The following is a 15,369-nucleotide window of genomic DNA, read 5'->3' as shown; positions in this document are numbered from 1 at the left end:
ACAATGTAAGAAATTTCGTCACGTTTTGCAGCTTATTTTTTTAGAGGAAACATCTGCTGACGAAAATTTTTTATTTTCCTCTTTTCAAATCGTAATTATTACGATACAATAACTCAGGACATTAAATCGTAATCATTTCTATCTATTAGATTGAGAGGAGACATTTTCTACATGAAAAAAATCTTTTTTATTTTAACAGCTGCTTTATTCGCAATCGGCCTTGCCGCGTGCTCAAGCAGTGCGGGCACTAATGCTTCAAAAGGAAAGGCAAACGGGAAACTAATCATTTACACCACGATCTTTCCAATCCAAGATTTCACTGAAAAAATTGGCGGCTCTCACGTTCATACTCAGAGCGTGTATCCTGCCAATGCAGATGCACACAGCTTTGAACCAAGTTCGAAAACGATGGTTGAAATGGCTGAAGGTGATGCCTTTATCTACAGCGGCACAGGGGCTGAAGCATTCGCAGACAAAACTGCTGCCACATTAAAAGACCAAGGTGTGAAAACAGTCAAAGCAGCCGAAGGCATCAAATTGTTATCGACAAATGAAGAACATGCACATGAAGAAGGCGAAGATCACGATCATGAAGGTGAAGACCATGACCATGATCATGACGGGCACGATCACGGAGATAAAGATCCCCATGCATGGTTAGACCCGGTTTATGCGCAGCAAATGGCGAAAAACATTAAAGACACACTCGTCTCACTAGATCCAGATCATAAAGAAGAATACACAAAAAACTATGAAAATCTAAAAAAAGATTTACAATCCCTAGATCAAGAATTCAAAACAACGTTATCTAAAGCCAAACATAAAGAAATTCTTGTTTCTCACGCAGCTTATGGTTATTGGGAAAAGCGCTATGGCATTGAGCAAATCAGCGTTTTAGGATTATCTGCTTCCGAAGAGCCATCACAAAAGCAGCTCGAAAACATTGTACAAAAAGCAGAAAAGCATCACATTCAATACGTTATTTTTGAAAACAACGTCAGCAGCAAAGTATCAGATACGATCCGCAGTGAAATTGGGGCAAAAAGCTTAACCCTTAAAAATCTAGAATCTATTACTGAAGATGATGCCAAAAATGGCGAAAGCTACGTCAGCTTAATGAAACAAAATTTAAAGACCTTAAACACCGCTTTAAATGATTAATGTTTTGAATCCCGGGCTTTATCAGCCGGGGTTTTTTGCTGTAAAAAAGCACACCGTTATCAGGCGTGCTTTTTTGATTACATTTGATATTTTTTCTTAAACAGCTCGGCTCTTCCGCCTTTTTCTCCGAATTTTTGGCGTCCTGTATAAAAAGGATGCGTATCAGAGCTTGTTTCTACTTTAATGACAGGATACGTTTTCCCATCTTCCCACTCTACTGTCTCATTTGATGTCTTTGTAGATCTACTCAAGAAGCGGTAACCGCTGTTTACATCCATAAATACAACTTCATGTGAGGTTGGATGAATATCTCTTTTCAATGTCAAAACTCCTTTCGTTATCAAAACGTAATGATTACGTTTTATAATTATATTCTACTCCCTCTTATACAACTTGTCAAAAAACAAGCTTTCTTAGTCAGGAAGAATAATCTAAAAATGGTGGAGAATAATAAGCATCATGAAAAAGAGAAGCGATAAGAAAGGCGGAGAAAAAATTGACTGATCTCGTTTTAGCTAGAAGCCTGTTCGGCACAACCATGGGCTTTCATATTATTTATGCCTCGCTTGGCGTTGGCATCCCGCTAATGATTTTGTTAGCTGAACTCATCTTTCAAAAAACGAAGGACCCGCATTATGCCATCATGGCCAAGCGATGGACAAAAGCACAAGCAGTTCTGTTAGGGGTCGCCATTCCAACAGGTACGATTGCTGGTACGCAGCTTGCCCTTTTGTGGCCAGGTTTTATGGAGGTCATTGGAAAGGTCATGTCACTGCCATTCCAGATTGAAATCTATGCGTTCTTTATAGAAGCATTATTTATGTCTATTTATGTGTACGCAGCGGATCGCCTATCAAATGCAATGCGCATCATTACGGTTATTTTTATCGTCATTGGTGCAGCTGCATCAGCGATTCTGATTACAAACGTACATGCTTTTGAAGGGACACCTGCTGGCTTTCAGATGGTGAATGGTGAAATCACAAATATCGAGCCTTGGAAGGCCTTTTTCAATCCGAGCTTTGCTGTGACTGCTACACATGTTGTGCTGTCTGCTTTTACAACAGGTGCTTTTGTCATTGCTTCCGTTGCAGCTTTTAAAATGCTCAAAACTAAAAAAAACGAGAAGCTCTATTCATTTCATCGAAAAGCCCTTTTTCTTGGACTCATTGTAGGAGGACTTTTCTCTTTTCTAACAGCCTTAAATGGCCACGAATCTGCTCAGCTTCTGTATGAATATCAGCCTGAAAAGCTGGCTGGAGCTGAAGGTTTATTTGAAACTCAATCACATGCGCCTCTTGCAATAGGTGGTTTTACGGATGCTGATGCGCAGGAAATTAAAGGTGCGATCGAAATTCCTTGGGCGCTTAGTTTTCTTGCAGGAAATAGCTTCGATACGGTGGTCAAAGGGTTAAATGATTTTCCCCGTGACGAGTGGCCGCCTTTATTTATACACACATTATTTAACGGCATGGTCATTATTGGATCGGTGCTCATTCTATTTGCGGTATTGGCACTGCTTTACCGTAAAATTTTAAAACGTGAAAAATTTCCGAAGTGGCTTCTTTTTCTTTACTTATTCGGCGGGCCTCTTAGCCTTTTGGCTATTGAATTTGGCTGGATCTTTGCTTGTACAGGCCGTCAGCCATGGGTCATTTATCGAATGCTCAAAACCTCCGAGGTTGTCACATCATCTGGCTCGATCGGGACACTTTTTATCCTTTTTGCCATTGTCTATCTCATCTTAGGCATAGCAACCGTTATTGTGCTGACGTACTACTTTAGGAAACATACGATTGAAGAAGACCTACGGTTAACAGAATCTTAAAAAGGGAGCGATCTTGATGCAAATGGATGTTACAACTGATGCGCTCATTGCAATCACCATCTTATGGGGATTCGTTTTTATCTATGCAGTGATGGCATCAATGGATTTCGGCGCAGGATTTTGGTCGATGATTTATATGAATAGAGAACAAACAAAGGCAGCTAATATCGCGAATAAGTATCTTTCTCCAACTTGGGAAGTGACAAACGTTTTTATTGTGGCCATCGTTGTCGCATTGTTCAGCCTGTTTCCAGGTGCGACCTTTGTACTTGGTACCGTTTTATTAATACCCGGCAGCATCATCTTATTGCTTCTTGCACTACGAAGCGGGTTTCTCGTGTTTTCTCATTCACTGCCTAAGAAATACCGAAAAGCGGTGACTTATATTTCAGGGATCAGCGGCTTTATCATTCCGTCCATCCTGATCATGGTTCTCCCAATTACCCATGGTGGATTTATCTTTCAGGAGAACAACGTCTACTCTTTAGATCTTGGACTGGTTTTTACAAGTGCAAATGTTTATTCTTTTGTCGGCTTTGCCATCTTCAGTACCCTTTTTCTTTCGTCCTTGCTTTTAGCTGATTTCTCTAATGTAGCTAATGAAGATGAAGCTTACAGCATTTATAGAAGAGGGGCGCTCATTACAGGTCCACTTTCACTCATGATGGCCTTTTTTATCATGCTGACATTACGAAGCGAGGCGAATTGGCTGTTCACAAAAATGATGCAGAACATCCCTATTCTTCTTGTATCTCTCCTAATGTTCCTGCTAGCAGGACTAGCTCTATTTTTACCAAACAGCCGTTTTAAGCATCGGAAAGGGAGACCACGCCTTGCCGTCATTGCGATTACCATTCAATATTTCTTAGCAAGCTATGTGTACGGGCGTGCTCACTTGCCTTACATGGCCTATCCAGATATTACAATTATGTCTGGATTTACAGACCCTGTCACATTTAGGGCATTATTTATCACCTATATTGTAGGTTTTATCATCTTATTTCCTGGGTTCTATTTCTTCTGGAAATTATTTATGAAGGATAAGCGCTATATTCGTCAGGAAGATTAACATGAATGGACGAGCTTCATTTCGGTTACATTATAGATGAAAGACATACTCAAAAGGAGGTCATCTGTATGAGTCAAAAAATCCTTTGTGAAGTCAATAACTGTTCCTATTGGAATACTGGAAACCGCTGTGGTGCAGATGCAATCTATGTCGTCAGCCACACAGGAAATACGGCTGAGAAAAGTGAAGAAACGGATTGTAAAACGTTTAAACCACAAGATCTTTAAGTCTCATTAAAGGAGGCGCTTCAATTTGAAACACGATCGGCTGCTTCAAACGTTTTTTGACGAAATTCATGACGCGGATGAAGCCGCATTCCATCAAGCCGCTCACTCCTTTTTAAACCTTTGGGATTATGAATATGGACATGCAGCAAACATGCCCAATGAAATGCATCAGTATATCGGACAGCTTGCTTATGACAGCGAGCTGGTAGAAGAGTAAGAAAGAGCGGTTCACCGCTCTTTCTTTTTGTTCAGACAGGAAGGAAAAACTTTCCCTCACTATACATCCATTCTATTGGATAAGCAAAAGGTGATTTCTTCGTTTTTATCTCACAAAATCATGTTTTGTAAACACGTCGATTTTATCTGAAAACGAACGGAGCGCTTGGTAATCAACTTCCACGCCCATTCCTGGCGAGCGAGGCACCTCAATAAATCCATTTTCAACCTTAATTTCAGGAAAAATGATATCCTGCTCCCAAAATTTTGACGAAGCTGAAATATCACCGGGAATTGTAAATTGAGGAAGTGAAGCAAGTGCCACGTTCTGCGCGCGGGAAATACCTGTTTCAATCATCCCCCCGCACCATAACGGAATTTTATGCTCCTTACTGAACGTATGAATTTTAAGAGCCTCTGTCAGTCCGCCAACTCGTGAAGGCTTCACATTAATAATTTGACAGCTGCCAAGCTCTACAGCTTTTCTGGCATCATCTAAAGAACAAATACTTTCATCTAAACAAATCGGCGTTTTTAAATGCTTTTGCAAATGGCGATGGTCCACAATATCATCTGCAGCTAGAGGCTGTTCAATCATTAATAAGCGAATATCATCGAGCTGTTTAAGCTTGCTAATATCTTTTAATTCATAAGCAGAGTTTGCATCTGCCATTAATGGCAGATCAGGAAAAGACTCTCTGATCTTTTGAAGAAGTCCAATATCTTGTCCTGGTTTAATTTTCACCTTCACCCGCTGATAGCCTTGATCAACAAATTGCTGAATTTGCTCAAGCATATCGTCAATAGGGCCTAACCCCGCCACAACACCAGATGGTATTCTATCTTTTGTGCCGCCTAATACATCGCGTAAAGACTTATTCTCACGCTTCGCATAAATATCCCAAACAGCCGCTTCAATGCCTGCTTTGGCCATCCTATTGCCTTTAAATTGATACAGACTGTCAGGTATTTCTGAAGGATGTGTAAAGGTGCGTGTCAGCACGTTCGGGATAAAGAAAGCCCTCAGCATATGATAGCAAGTCTCAATTGTTTCTTCTGTATACCACGGAGAAGAAAAAGCAGATACCTCTCCCCATCCAGTCAATCCTGTTTGATCCTTTACTTCAACAATAATAAACTCACGCTCTGAAATGGTTCCAAGACTTGTTGTAAATGGTTGTTTAAGCTTCATCGTGACATGATATAAAATTACTCGTTCAATTTGAATCATTTGAAAACCCCTTTGATCTGAGTCTGTGCCTTTGCAATTTATTCGACGCATTTCTTGGGAGCTCATCCACAAAGTGAAAAGCGGCGGGCCATTTATATTTGGCTAAATGCGACTCACATAAAGCATAGAGCTCATTCTCCGGTATCTTATCATCTGTTACAAGGAAAGCAGCCGGTACCTCTCCCCATCTATCATCATACATACCCGTTACTCCGGCTTCCTTTACATGCGGATGTGTTAGAAGCACCGCTTCAATTTCCGCAGGATAAATATTTTCTCCGCCAGAAATAATCAAATCTGAACGGCGGTCAAGCACAAATAAGAACCCTTCCTCATCCACATAGCCAATATCACCCGTCTTCAGCCAGCCCTCATGAAAGGCAGCCGCGGTCGCTTCTTCACGGTAAAGGTATCCTTTCATCACATTTGCACCTTTCACCATAATTTCGCCATGCTCAAAAGGACGGCAAATGCGATCACCATCTTGAATTTTCAGCTCACACCCAAAAAGAGGTTTTCCCGCTGACCCAAGCTTCTCTACACTAAATTCAGGTGCAAGCGTCACAATTTGTGAACAGGTTTCTGTCATACCGTACGATTGAAAGACAGGAAAGCCCTTCTCTTTGCTTTCTTGGAGCATCGCATAAGGCGCAGGTCCTCCGCCTAATAAAAGACAACGCAAAGAAGACGGACATTCTTCTAGTCTGCTTAATAACCGAGATAACATCGTCTGCACAACAGAAATCATCGTCACACGATGCCGTTCAATAGAATCCTTTACTTCATCAACGTCAAACTTCTGATGAAGCACGACTGTCATTCCATAGATTACAGACTTAAATAAGGCAGATAAACCGCTAATATGAAAAAGAGGCAGGGCAATGAGCCAGCGGTCATCCTCTCTGAGACCCAAATTCAATGCAGAGGAAACAGCACTATGAAAATGATTGCCAAACGTTTGCTCTACACCTTTTGGACGTCCTGTTGTCCCAGATGTATACATGATGGTTGCTGTTTCATTCAAATCAAATTCGCTCTCGATCTTTTTTTCATGGCCTTTCCCTGGTTCAGGTAAAGTTTCCATTGTATAAACGGGTAAATCACCCTCATGATCGCTCGCATAAATAGATTCCGTTAATAACGCCGCTGCTTTTGCATCTTCTAGCTGATAGCGCCTTTCAGCTTTTGTCAGCTTATTATTCAATAGCACGATTTTTAATCCTAATAAAAAACACGCATGTACAAGCATCACCATGTGAGGATGATTGTTCATCAAAAGCGCAACTGTTTCCCCTTTTTTCAATGATGCCTGTGCAAGTCTATTTGAAAGCTCGTCCGCTTCTTGAGCTAATTCGTGAAATGTCCACTCTTTCTCTTGATAAATAAGTGCGACTCGATCTGGTGTTAAATAGGCACGGTGCAGCAGCCAATTAGGTTGCTTCATCATGAGACACCTCCTTTTCGTAAAAGAAAACAGCTTAGTCTGATGCACTAAGCTGTTGTTCATTAATATCATTGAATCAAGGGAAACGCGGGAACTGACCGAAGTCCGGCTTGCGTTTTTCCTTAAAGGAATCGCGTCCTTCTTTTGCTTCATCTGTTGTGTAATAAAGAAGTGTCGCATCTCCTGCAAATTGCTGAATTCCAGCTAATCCATCCGTATCTGCGTTAAATGCAGCCTTCAAGAATCGTAAAGCAGTCGGGCTCTTTTCTAGCATTTCCTCACACCACTTTACTGTTTCCTCTTCAAGCTGATCTAATGGGACAACTGTGTTAACAAGTCCCATATCAAGCGCTTCTTGTGCATTGTATTGACGGCATAAGTACCAGATTTCTCTTGCTTTCTTATGGCCGACAATACGTGCAAGGTAGCCTGAACCGTAACCGGCATCAAAGCTGCCTACTTTTGGACCTGTTTGTCCAAAAATCGCATTATCTGCTGCAATTGTCAGATCACATACTATGTGGAGAACGTGTCCGCCTCCGATTGCATAACCTGCAACCATCGCAACAACCGGTTTTGGAATGACACGAATCAAACGCTGTAAGTCTAATACATTTAGACGTGGAATTTGATCGTCTCCTACATAACCGCCATGGCCACGGACTTTTTGGTCTCCACCAGAACAGAATGCTTTTCCGCCAGCACCTGCAAGTACGATCACACCAACTTCTGAATTATCACGAGCTCGTGAAAATGCATCGATTAATTCACTAACAGTCTTTGGGGTAAACGCGTTATGTACGTGTGGACGATTAATCGTAATCTTTGCGATCCCATTATACGTTTCATATAAAATTTCGTCATACTGACGCTCAGTTTGCCATTCAATAGCCATCAATATTTCCTCCTCTAATCTTGCGCTAAAATAAACTCACTTACTATTTTACCAAAAAAATGTGGTTGTTCCACATGAACTGTATGCCCAGCATGCTCAGCCAAAATGAATTGACTTCCTTTCAGCTCCTGCTGCATACGTTTGCCGATATGGCAGAACTTTTCATCAAGCGTTCCGCAAATGAGCAAAACAGGCAAATGAATATGCTTTAATGCCTTCCAAACAGAGGGCTGTGAACCTGTTCCAATTCCTTCTAAGCTGCGAGCAAGCCCAAGAGGATTCGCTTTGAGTCTTCCCTCTCTCAGTTGAGCCTGCTTTTCCGCTGATAAAGCTTTCTGCGAAGCAAACAAAGGAATGCTCTCCCAAAAATCCACAAACTTCACTAAGCCTTCATGCCTGATTTTTTGGGCGAGCTGATGATCATGCTTCAGTCTTGCCATCCGCTCTTTAAAAGTGCGAAGCCCTGGAGACGTACTCTCAAGGATCAATTTATTGACACGATCTGGATAACGAGTGGCAAATGATAAAGCAATACGCCCTCCCATAGAATATCCGAGAATATTCACTTTGTGAAGCTTTAATTGGTTTAAAATCTCTGCAAGATCTGCCAGCTGCTGAGACATCGCATATCTTCTCACACTTTCTGGCGAGTCCGTACGCCCATGTCCGAGCAAGCTGACCTGAATCAGTCTTGTATTCTCCAAATTAGCATTCAAGAACGTCCAAGACGCTGCACTTCCAGTGAAGCCGTGTAAGCATAATGTGGCATTTGCTGCCGATGGGTTCTGATCCACCACTTCGTACGCTACCCCATCACGCATTCTTATGATGAGAGAAGGCATTCTTTTTTCACTTCTTCCAATATGTCATCCATCATTTGACGATGCTTGTCTACACGGGAATGACGATCTGTTTCAATTTCAATTAAATGAAGCCCAGGTTCATCGATATGCGCCATATACACATCATGCAACTCTTGTTTCGTTGCGGGTTTCGAATAGGTTCCCCCATATAACCTCGATGCATACTCAAAATTCAGTCCTGTCGGCGTTCCAAAGAGCTTTTCATAATACGGTTCATCAGACGCCTGCGGAAGGAAAGAAAAGATACCTCCCCCATCATTGTTTATCAAAACAACTGTCAAAGGAATGTCCATCAGCTTAGCTGCAAGCAGACCGTTCATATCATGGTAAAATGATAAATCTCCAATGACCAAAGTGACAGGCTGCTTCAAAGCTGCATACGTGCCAAGTGCTGTAGACACAACGCCGTCAATGCCATTTGCTCCGCGATTCGCCATCATTCGAAAAGGCTTGGACTGAGTTTCAAAAAATGTATCTACATCACGAATCGGCATACTATTTCCGATAAAAAGGACGCTCTCCTTTGGCAAGAGGTGCTGAAGCTGACGGTACACATTCCCTTCAAAGGACAAATCCTCATCTGAATAGCTGGCTGCATTCGTTCTGAATGAAGAATTAGCATTCTGCCATCGGTTTAAGAAACTTGTCTCTTTACGTTGTACTGCTTGATTTAATACTGCTTCTACAAAAGCAGAGACAGTACTTTCAATGACGTATGAAGCACTTAACCCAGGATCACGGAAACCTCCGGCAGCATCTACAACAATCTGCTTCACTTCCGCATGTTTTTCCAGCCACTTGAATAAAGGCTTAGATACAGGCATCGGTCCAAAACGAATGACCATATCCGGTAAGAGATGCTGCTGTAATGCCTCATCTTTTAATAAAGAATCATACGCATCGATAATGAGATCTTCATTTTCATGCCCGTTGCGCAAAAGAGAAAGCGGGTCAGCTAAAATAGGTAAATGCAGGGCTTTCGAAAGGCGTAAAACCGCCTCTTTTTCTTCCTGTGTATGAAGTTCACCAGCCACAATCAGTCCCTTTTTGGATTCGTTCATGACGGTCGCGATTTCAGACATCACCCGATCATTAGGGAAAGCCTGACCTGATGCTAATACCTTTTTCGTATCCTCTTTTTCTCGCGCGAAAGGATCAATAGACAGATCAGGAAGCAATGGCTCTCTCAGAGGTACATTGACCTGAACAGGCCCCTTTGGCTCCTGCATCGACATGTGATTTGCTCTCGCAGCTGCCGCCTGAACATAACGCAGCATCGTTTGACTGTCCTCCGGCAATGCTAAGTCTGTGAACCATTTAACAAACTTACCGAATAAGAATTGCTGATCAATCGCTTGAGGTGCCCCAACTTCCCTCAATTCGTGCGGCCGATCAGCAGTTAAAACAATAAGAGGTACACGAGAATAATGCGCCTCTACAACGGCTGGATAAAAGTTAGCAGCTGCCGTACCTGATGTACAAATAAGCAGCACTGGTGATTGACTTGCTTTTGCAAGACCAAGCGCATAAAAAGCAGCAGACCGTTCGTCCACTAAAACATGGACATGGATGTCTTGATGAGCAAGGGCCAGCATCGCAAGCGGAGTTGATCGAGAACCAGGACAGACAACTGCCTCTTTCACACCACCTTGGACGAATTCATCCATCAATCTGCCTATATATGTTGTCATGATGTGATTATTCAATAGGATGACCTCCAAGAGCAGACAGCATTGGTCTTAACTTCACTTGTGTTTCTTCATACTCCTGCTTTGCAAGGGAATCCTCTACAATTCCGCAGCCAGCGAACAAACGAACACGGTCTTCCTCAATAAGACCTGACCGAATGGCTACAGCAAATTCTCCATTATCCTGAGAATCAATCCAGCCTACGGGCGCTGCATACCAGCCGCGCTTGAGCGGTTCGATTTCACGAATCACTTCAACCGCCATTTCCTTTGGATATCCGCCTAGTGCCGGCGTCGGATGGAGCTGCTCAATTAATGAAAAGAGGGAACAGCTGCTTTTAATTTCTCCCACAATCGGTGTAAACAAATGCTGAATGTTTTTTGTTTTATAAAGACTTGGTTGATTTGGTTTATGCACGTGAAGGCAATTCGCTTCAAATGCTTGCTCAATCATATTGACAACAATTTGATGTTCAATCAAATTCTTCTCATCATGCAGCAGTTCCTCGCCTAATGCGTGATCCTCCGCTTCATCTTTTCCGCGAACAATGGAGCCTGCTAAACAGGAGGAAAAGACCTCTCCGCCGCTTTTTTTCACTAAGCGTTCCGGCGTGGCTCCGACAAATGCTTGTCTTCCCTGTTCAACCGCAAATACATAACTCGTTGTTTGATGCTTTAATAATTCCGCTAATAGTGGAGCGAGTTCAATTTGATTTTTATAGTGAAGCAAGACTTCTCTTGCTAAAACAACCTTTTCATATTCGTTTGCACGAATGTGGTCTGTCGCTTCTTCGATCGCCTTCATCCATTCCTTCACATCCAGCTCTTCCACATGAACAAGTTCAGCTTGTCCACCAGTCCGAACTGGCAATGTCTCGAAACGAGAGGCTTTTTGTTCTAATTCCTGAATAAGCTGATGAACGTTCCCATCCACCTGCTTCCACTCATTGATCGTAAGAAAACTGCCTTCTTTTGAGACAGTCAGCATGATCGATGGCACAAAAAAATGAGCCTCGCCAAATGCTTCCCAATGACGCGCCTTCTCTTCATACGGATCAAACGAGAATCCTCCAAATAAAAGCGGACCAACAGCCGCTTGCTTTAACTCCTTTTCATCATGAAAATGGAACATGTGCTGCTTGAGCTGTTCCCATTCTTGATGGACTATATCGAATCGTTCCTTGCCTTGCTCAGATGATTTAATGACGGCCGCTCTGCCAAGTCCAGAAAAAATCATTTGGCTTTCTGGATCAGACCAAAAAAACCGCTCGCCTAAAAAATCCGCTTCGCCGCTTTGGAAAAAGGCAAGAGGATCCAGATCGTCAACTCTTCTGGAGTAGCTTATCAAAACAGCATGGTTGACGTTATTCGCTTCTTCTAATGTCGCAAGCGCTTCCTGCCGGAAAGTACTTTGCACTGTTGTCACCATGATACATTCCTCCAAAATCCATGAATTACATAAAAAATAAAAACATAATGAAAAAATACATGAACATTCGAATATGTCGAATGACCTGCTTTTCTATTATAAACCTTAACAGATGAACTTAGTAAAGAAAACAGCTTCTAAAACCTCGAATCCTTATTATATCACGCTTTCAAGATTTTTTCGCTCTTGCTTATTGAAACGAGAGCATCTAAAGCAAAATGGCAGGACCGTTCTAAAATCAAGCTTTCCTTCGATATGGCAACGATTAGCAAACATCTTTTTCCCGATTCATCGCATCAATATATTGACACCTTTTTGAACTTTGCTAAACTGGAATTTGGACGTGTACGTATTTTTTTATTTAAAGGAGTATATTTTATGCAGCATCAATCGATATCAGATCAGCTTTCACCAATAAAGCCTGATAAAAACTGGCGAATTTGGTGGAATTTACTACGACCGCATACACTAACAGCGGCATTTATTCCCGTTACTTTAGGAACTGTTTTAGCACTTCCAAGTGGTCAAATACATGTTGGGCTATTTTTAGCCATGCTGTTTGCATCTATGTTTATCCAAATCGCAACAAACATGTTTAATGAGTACTTTGATTATGTTCGCGGGCTGGACAACGAGAAATCTGTCGGCATCGGCGGAGCCATTGTAAGAAACGGTGTGAAGCCAAAGACAGTCCTCAGCCTCGCTTATGCACTATTTGCACTTTCTTTATTACTTGGGGTCTATATTTGCATGATGTCTAGCTGGTGGATTGCATTAATAGGACTTATTTGTATGGCAGCAGGCTATTTCTATACTGGCGGCCCTGTACCAATTGCATATACACCGTTTGGAGAACTTGTTTCAGGTGCTTTTATGGGATTAGGGATTATCCTGATAAGTTTTTATATCCAAACAGGCACTCTGACGTCTAAAGCTGTTCTCGTCTCACTACCAATTTCTATTTTAGTTGGTGCCATCTTACTGTCGAACAATATCCGTGATTTAGACGGGGATAAGGAAAATGGACGAAAAACACTTGCCATCCTTGCTGGACGTAAAGCTGCAGTGAACATTTTACTTTCCATGTTTTTGGTATCATATGTACTCATTTTTGTTTATATCTTCACAGATATCGTCGGTCTTTGGAGTCTTCTTGTTTTACTCAGTGTGCCAAAAGCCTATACAGCCATTAAAGAGTTTAAGCAAAAAGAAAAACCGATTGAATTAATGAATGCCATGAAATCTACAGCTCAAACCAATACATTTTTTGGTTTTCTGCTGACGATCGCTTTGATCTTACAATACTATATCGCGTAACAAAGAACGCCTGCAGCCGCAGGCGTTTTTTAATTAGGAATTGCTTCAAATTGGAACTAGTCTTACATACAAAATTGCTCATACTAACAATATGTTTGATATGAAAGGATGATCGCTTTGTTGTCAAAAGACGAATTACATCATTTGAAGCAGCGCCTTCTCGATGAAAAAAAAGAACTTGAAGCCAAAAGCCATGACGATGAACAGAAAGTATCCTTTCCTTACGATTCAGTCGGAGAACTGTCTGCCTATGATAACCACCCGGGCGATCAAGGGACAGAGCTGTTCGAGCGTGGGAAAGATATTGCTTTAAACAGCTTGGAACATGAACATATGTTAGATATCGATGAAGCACTTCAAGCCATTGCAGACGGCTCTTATGGACTATGCAAGGTCTGTAAGGCCCCTATTCCAAAGGAACGCTTAGAAGCCTTGCCTACTGCCGTCACATGCACAGAGCACTCAAAAGAACAGACCGTTTCACAAAACCGTCCGATTGAAGAGGATTTATTAAGTCCGCCAGCTGGACAATTTGAAAATGAAGAAAGTGCTGCGTACGACGGAGAGGATGCCTACCAAGACGTAGAACGCTACGGAAACTCTGATACCCCGTCTGATATGGAATTCCCACCTTTGACATACGATGATGTGTATACACAATCAGAAGATGAAGATTATGTGGAGGACTACGAAGGATTCGCAGCTGCTGATATTGAAGGAAAAGCAAGCAAGGTGTATCCGAACAAAGCACACGAGGCCTATGAAGAAGCATTAGACGAAGAAGGTGTCATGACAGTATTTGGTGACTTGAAACCGTACGAGGAAGAACCTTATACAGAAGAAAATCATTAGTCCCCTCATATTGGGGGCTTTATGTTTATATCATGTAATGATTGGGAAATCACTTTAAGAGTGAATTTGATTGGAGGAGATTCTTGATGGCTAGAAAAAGTATCATTTGGGCGATTGTCGTCTTCTTTATTACATACGCACTATTCTCTATTGCCGGATTTTTGTTCCCCATCGACAGAGAATGGTATGACGCATTAAATAAACCAGAATGGACACCTGGTGGCGGTGTGATTGGTGCTGTGTGGGCTGTCTTATTTGCACTCATCTCATTGTCCGCAGCGATCATTTATGGAAAATATGGATTCCAAAAAATCACTTTACCATTTTGGATTCTTTTCCTTTTAAATTACGTATTCAATCAAGCCTTTAGCTTTTTTCAATTTACACAAAAGGATTTGTTTGTGGCTACGATCGACTGCCTGCTCGTTGCACTGACAGCACTTGCACTTGTCATCGTCTCACGTAAACTAAGCAAAGTCGTTCCAATTTTACTGATCCCTTATGTCTTATGGGGCTTCTTTGCGACATACTTGTCTTATACGATCTATTCCATGAATATGTAAAAAAAGACCGCCATGATAGCGGTCTTTCGTTTTGAAGAAAACAAAAAAGAGATCTTTGACAAGATCTCTTTTAAAAATGACCCGTACGGGATTCGAACCCGTGTTACCGCCGTGAAAGGGCGGTGTCTTAACCGCTTGACCAACGGGCCAGATCAATGGCGGAGAAGGAGGGATTTGAACCCTCGCGCCGCTTACGCGACCTACACCCTTAGCAGGGGCGCCTCTTCAGCCACTTGAGTACTTCTCCATTTGGCTCCGCAGGTAGGATTCGAACCTACGACCGATCGGTTAACAGCCGATAGCTCTACCACTGAGCTACTGCGGAAGATCATGGTGGGCCTGAGTGGACTCGAACCACCGACCTCACGCTTATCAGGCGTGCGCTCTAACCAGCTGAGCTACAGGCCCATGAACAGATATACAAATGGAGCGGGTGATGGGAATCGAACCCACGACATCAGCTTGGAAGGCTGAGGTTTTACCACTAAACTACACCCGCAAAAATATGTATGGGGCGATTGATGGGAATCGAACCCACGAGTGCCAGAGCCACAATCTGGTGCGTTAACCACTTCGCCACAACCGC

General features: G+C 42.2%; 15 protein-coding genes and 6 tRNA genes. 8 read left to right on the top strand and 13 right to left on the bottom strand.

The features are described from left to right. The first annotated feature begins 171 nt into the window (after window positions 1-171). Window positions 172-1,161, top strand: a complete 990-nt coding sequence (locus AC3WTB_RS15035) for a metal ABC transporter solute-binding protein, Zn/Mn family (RefSeq protein ID WP_492333927.1) — start codon at window positions 172-174, stop codon at window positions 1,159-1,161. Between the two features lie 77 nt (window positions 1,162-1,238). On the opposite strand, the gene AC3WTB_RS15030 is transcribed toward AC3WTB_RS15035, so the two are convergent. After that, the gene (locus AC3WTB_RS15030; protein ID WP_041086807.1) at window positions 1,239-1,481 is read right to left on the bottom strand and encodes a type B 50S ribosomal protein L31; all 243 of its coding nucleotides are present in this window, start codon (window positions 1,479-1,481) and stop codon (window positions 1,239-1,241) included. Window positions 1,482-1,657: 176 nt separating this feature from the next. Here AC3WTB_RS15030 and AC3WTB_RS15025 point away from each other — a divergent pair, with 176 nt between their 5' ends. From AC3WTB_RS15025 to AC3WTB_RS15010, 4 genes are all read left to right on the top strand, one after another. Continuing rightward, window positions 1,658-2,989, top strand: coding sequence for a cytochrome ubiquinol oxidase subunit I (locus AC3WTB_RS15025; RefSeq protein WP_073978701.1), 1,332 nt, complete (start codon window positions 1,658-1,660; stop codon window positions 2,987-2,989). 22 nt (window positions 2,990-3,011) lie between these two features. After that, window positions 3,012-4,058 carry a cytochrome d ubiquinol oxidase subunit II gene (locus AC3WTB_RS15020; RefSeq protein WP_169510868.1) on the top strand — a complete coding sequence of 349 codons (1,047 nt, stop codon included), beginning with the start codon at window positions 3,012-3,014 and terminating at the stop codon, window positions 4,056-4,058. A gap of 68 nt (window positions 4,059-4,126) precedes the next feature. Next, window positions 4,127-4,285 carry a DUF1540 domain-containing protein gene (locus tag AC3WTB_RS15015; protein WP_008342921.1) on the top strand — a complete coding sequence of 53 codons (159 nt, stop codon included), beginning with the start codon at window positions 4,127-4,129 and terminating at the stop codon, window positions 4,283-4,285. A 25-nt stretch (window positions 4,286-4,310) separates the two neighbouring features. Next, window positions 4,311-4,502 (top strand): hypothetical protein, encoded by a 192-nt coding sequence (locus AC3WTB_RS15010; RefSeq protein ID WP_041086813.1) that lies wholly within the window; start codon window positions 4,311-4,313, stop codon window positions 4,500-4,502. 105 nt (window positions 4,503-4,607) lie between these two features. Here AC3WTB_RS15010 and menC read toward each other — a convergent pair whose 3' ends face one another. The 6 genes from menC to AC3WTB_RS14980 form a co-directional block, all read right to left on the bottom strand. Next, window positions 4,608-5,732: an o-succinylbenzoate synthase gene (gene menC / locus AC3WTB_RS15005; protein ID WP_039180908.1), complete on the bottom strand. Its 1,125-nt coding sequence runs from the start codon at window positions 5,730-5,732 to the stop codon at window positions 4,608-4,610. Then, entirely contained in the window at window positions 5,719-7,179 is a 1,461-nt protein-coding gene (locus tag AC3WTB_RS15000) for an o-succinylbenzoate--CoA ligase (RefSeq protein ID WP_492333926.1), read from the bottom strand. The genes menC and AC3WTB_RS15000 overlap by 14 nt, the downstream gene beginning before the upstream one ends. A gap of 73 nt (window positions 7,180-7,252) precedes the next feature. Continuing rightward, window positions 7,253-8,071 carry a 1,4-dihydroxy-2-naphthoyl-CoA synthase gene (menB, locus tag AC3WTB_RS14995; RefSeq protein ID WP_039180914.1) on the bottom strand — a complete coding sequence of 273 codons (819 nt, stop codon included), beginning with the start codon at window positions 8,069-8,071 and terminating at the stop codon, window positions 7,253-7,255. A 14-nt stretch (window positions 8,072-8,085) separates the two neighbouring features. Further along, window positions 8,086-8,913, bottom strand: coding sequence for a 2-succinyl-6-hydroxy-2,4-cyclohexadiene-1-carboxylate synthase (gene menH / locus AC3WTB_RS14990; protein ID WP_126681434.1), 828 nt, complete (start codon window positions 8,911-8,913; stop codon window positions 8,086-8,088). Then, window positions 8,895-10,640 (bottom strand): 2-succinyl-5-enolpyruvyl-6-hydroxy-3-cyclohexene-1-carboxylic-acid synthase, encoded by a 1,746-nt coding sequence (menD, locus tag AC3WTB_RS14985; RefSeq protein WP_144491303.1) that lies wholly within the window; start codon window positions 10,638-10,640, stop codon window positions 8,895-8,897. Before menD ends, menH begins: the two co-directional genes overlap by 19 nt. Continuing rightward, the gene (locus tag AC3WTB_RS14980) at window positions 10,633-12,051 is read right to left on the bottom strand and encodes an isochorismate synthase (RefSeq protein WP_059375200.1); all 1,419 of its coding nucleotides are present in this window, start codon (window positions 12,049-12,051) and stop codon (window positions 10,633-10,635) included. Before AC3WTB_RS14980 ends, menD begins: the two co-directional genes overlap by 8 nt. Window positions 12,052-12,429: 378 nt before the next feature. On the opposite strand from AC3WTB_RS14980, the gene AC3WTB_RS14975 reads away from it, so the two are divergent. The 3 genes from AC3WTB_RS14975 to AC3WTB_RS14965 all read left to right on the top strand — a co-directional run bounded on the left by AC3WTB_RS14975 (window position 12,430) and on the right by AC3WTB_RS14965 (window position 14,783). Then, window positions 12,430-13,368: a 1,4-dihydroxy-2-naphthoate polyprenyltransferase gene (locus tag AC3WTB_RS14975; RefSeq protein ID WP_144491458.1), complete on the top strand. Its 939-nt coding sequence runs from the start codon at window positions 12,430-12,432 to the stop codon at window positions 13,366-13,368. Between the two features lie 117 nt (window positions 13,369-13,485). After that, window positions 13,486-14,220 carry a TraR/DksA C4-type zinc finger protein gene (locus AC3WTB_RS14970; protein WP_058838175.1) on the top strand — a complete coding sequence of 245 codons (735 nt, stop codon included), beginning with the start codon at window positions 13,486-13,488 and terminating at the stop codon, window positions 14,218-14,220. An 86-nt stretch (window positions 14,221-14,306) separates the two neighbouring features. Beyond that, on the top strand, window positions 14,307-14,783 hold the full coding sequence (locus AC3WTB_RS14965) for a TspO/MBR family protein (protein ID WP_024424942.1): 477 nt from the start codon (window positions 14,307-14,309) through the stop codon (window positions 14,781-14,783). 77 nt (window positions 14,784-14,860) lie between these two features. Here the strand turns inward: AC3WTB_RS14965 and AC3WTB_RS14960 are convergent. The 6 genes from AC3WTB_RS14960 to AC3WTB_RS14935 all read right to left on the bottom strand — a co-directional run bounded on the left by AC3WTB_RS14960 (window position 14,861) and on the right by AC3WTB_RS14935 (window position 15,369). Beyond that, window positions 14,861-14,932 (bottom strand) — tRNA-Glu (locus AC3WTB_RS14960). 7 nt (window positions 14,933-14,939) lie between these two features. Then, window positions 14,940-15,030: transfer RNA gene (locus AC3WTB_RS14955), tRNA-Ser, on the bottom strand. A 3-nt stretch (window positions 15,031-15,033) separates the two neighbouring features. After that, window positions 15,034-15,108: transfer RNA gene (locus AC3WTB_RS14950), tRNA-Asn, on the bottom strand. A 6-nt stretch (window positions 15,109-15,114) separates the two neighbouring features. Continuing rightward, window positions 15,115-15,191, bottom strand: a tRNA-Ile gene (locus AC3WTB_RS14945). A 17-nt stretch (window positions 15,192-15,208) separates the two neighbouring features. Then, window positions 15,209-15,282 (bottom strand) — tRNA-Gly (locus AC3WTB_RS14940). A gap of 11 nt (window positions 15,283-15,293) precedes the next feature. Beyond that, a tRNA-His gene (locus tag AC3WTB_RS14935) sits at window positions 15,294-15,369 on the bottom strand.

Source organism: Bacillus sp. EB106-04-04-XG123, assembly GCF_058791855.1.
This window is presented reverse-complemented; position numbering and strand designations above follow the sequence as displayed.

Excerpts from the sequence above, each read along its gene's own strand:
- menH (WP_126681434.1), bottom strand. The coding sequence starts at position 8,913 with ATGCCTTCTCTCATCATAAGAATGCGTGATGGGGTAGCGTACGAAGTG.
- AC3WTB_RS15000 (WP_492333926.1), bottom strand. The coding sequence starts at position 7,179 with ATGATGAAGCAACCTAATTGGCTGCTGCACCGTGCCTATTTAACACCA.
- AC3WTB_RS15020 (WP_169510868.1), top strand. The coding sequence starts at position 3,012 with ATGGATGTTACAACTGATGCGCTCATTGCAATCACCATCTTATGGGGA.
- AC3WTB_RS14965 (WP_024424942.1), top strand. The coding sequence starts at position 14,307 with ATGGCTAGAAAAAGTATCATTTGGGCGATTGTCGTCTTCTTTATTACA.
- AC3WTB_RS15035 (WP_492333927.1), top strand. The coding sequence starts at position 172 with ATGAAAAAAATCTTTTTTATTTTAACAGCTGCTTTATTCGCAATCGGC.
- AC3WTB_RS15015 (WP_008342921.1), top strand. The coding sequence starts at position 4,127 with ATGAGTCAAAAAATCCTTTGTGAAGTCAATAACTGTTCCTATTGGAAT.
- AC3WTB_RS14975 (WP_144491458.1), top strand. The coding sequence starts at position 12,430 with ATGCAGCATCAATCGATATCAGATCAGCTTTCACCAATAAAGCCTGAT.
- AC3WTB_RS14980 (WP_059375200.1), bottom strand. The coding sequence starts at position 12,051 with ATGGTGACAACAGTGCAAAGTACTTTCCGGCAGGAAGCGCTTGCGACA.
- menB (WP_039180914.1), bottom strand. The coding sequence starts at position 8,071 with ATGGCTATTGAATGGCAAACTGAGCGTCAGTATGACGAAATTTTATAT.
- menC (WP_039180908.1), bottom strand. The coding sequence starts at position 5,732 with ATGATTCAAATTGAACGAGTAATTTTATATCATGTCACGATGAAGCTT.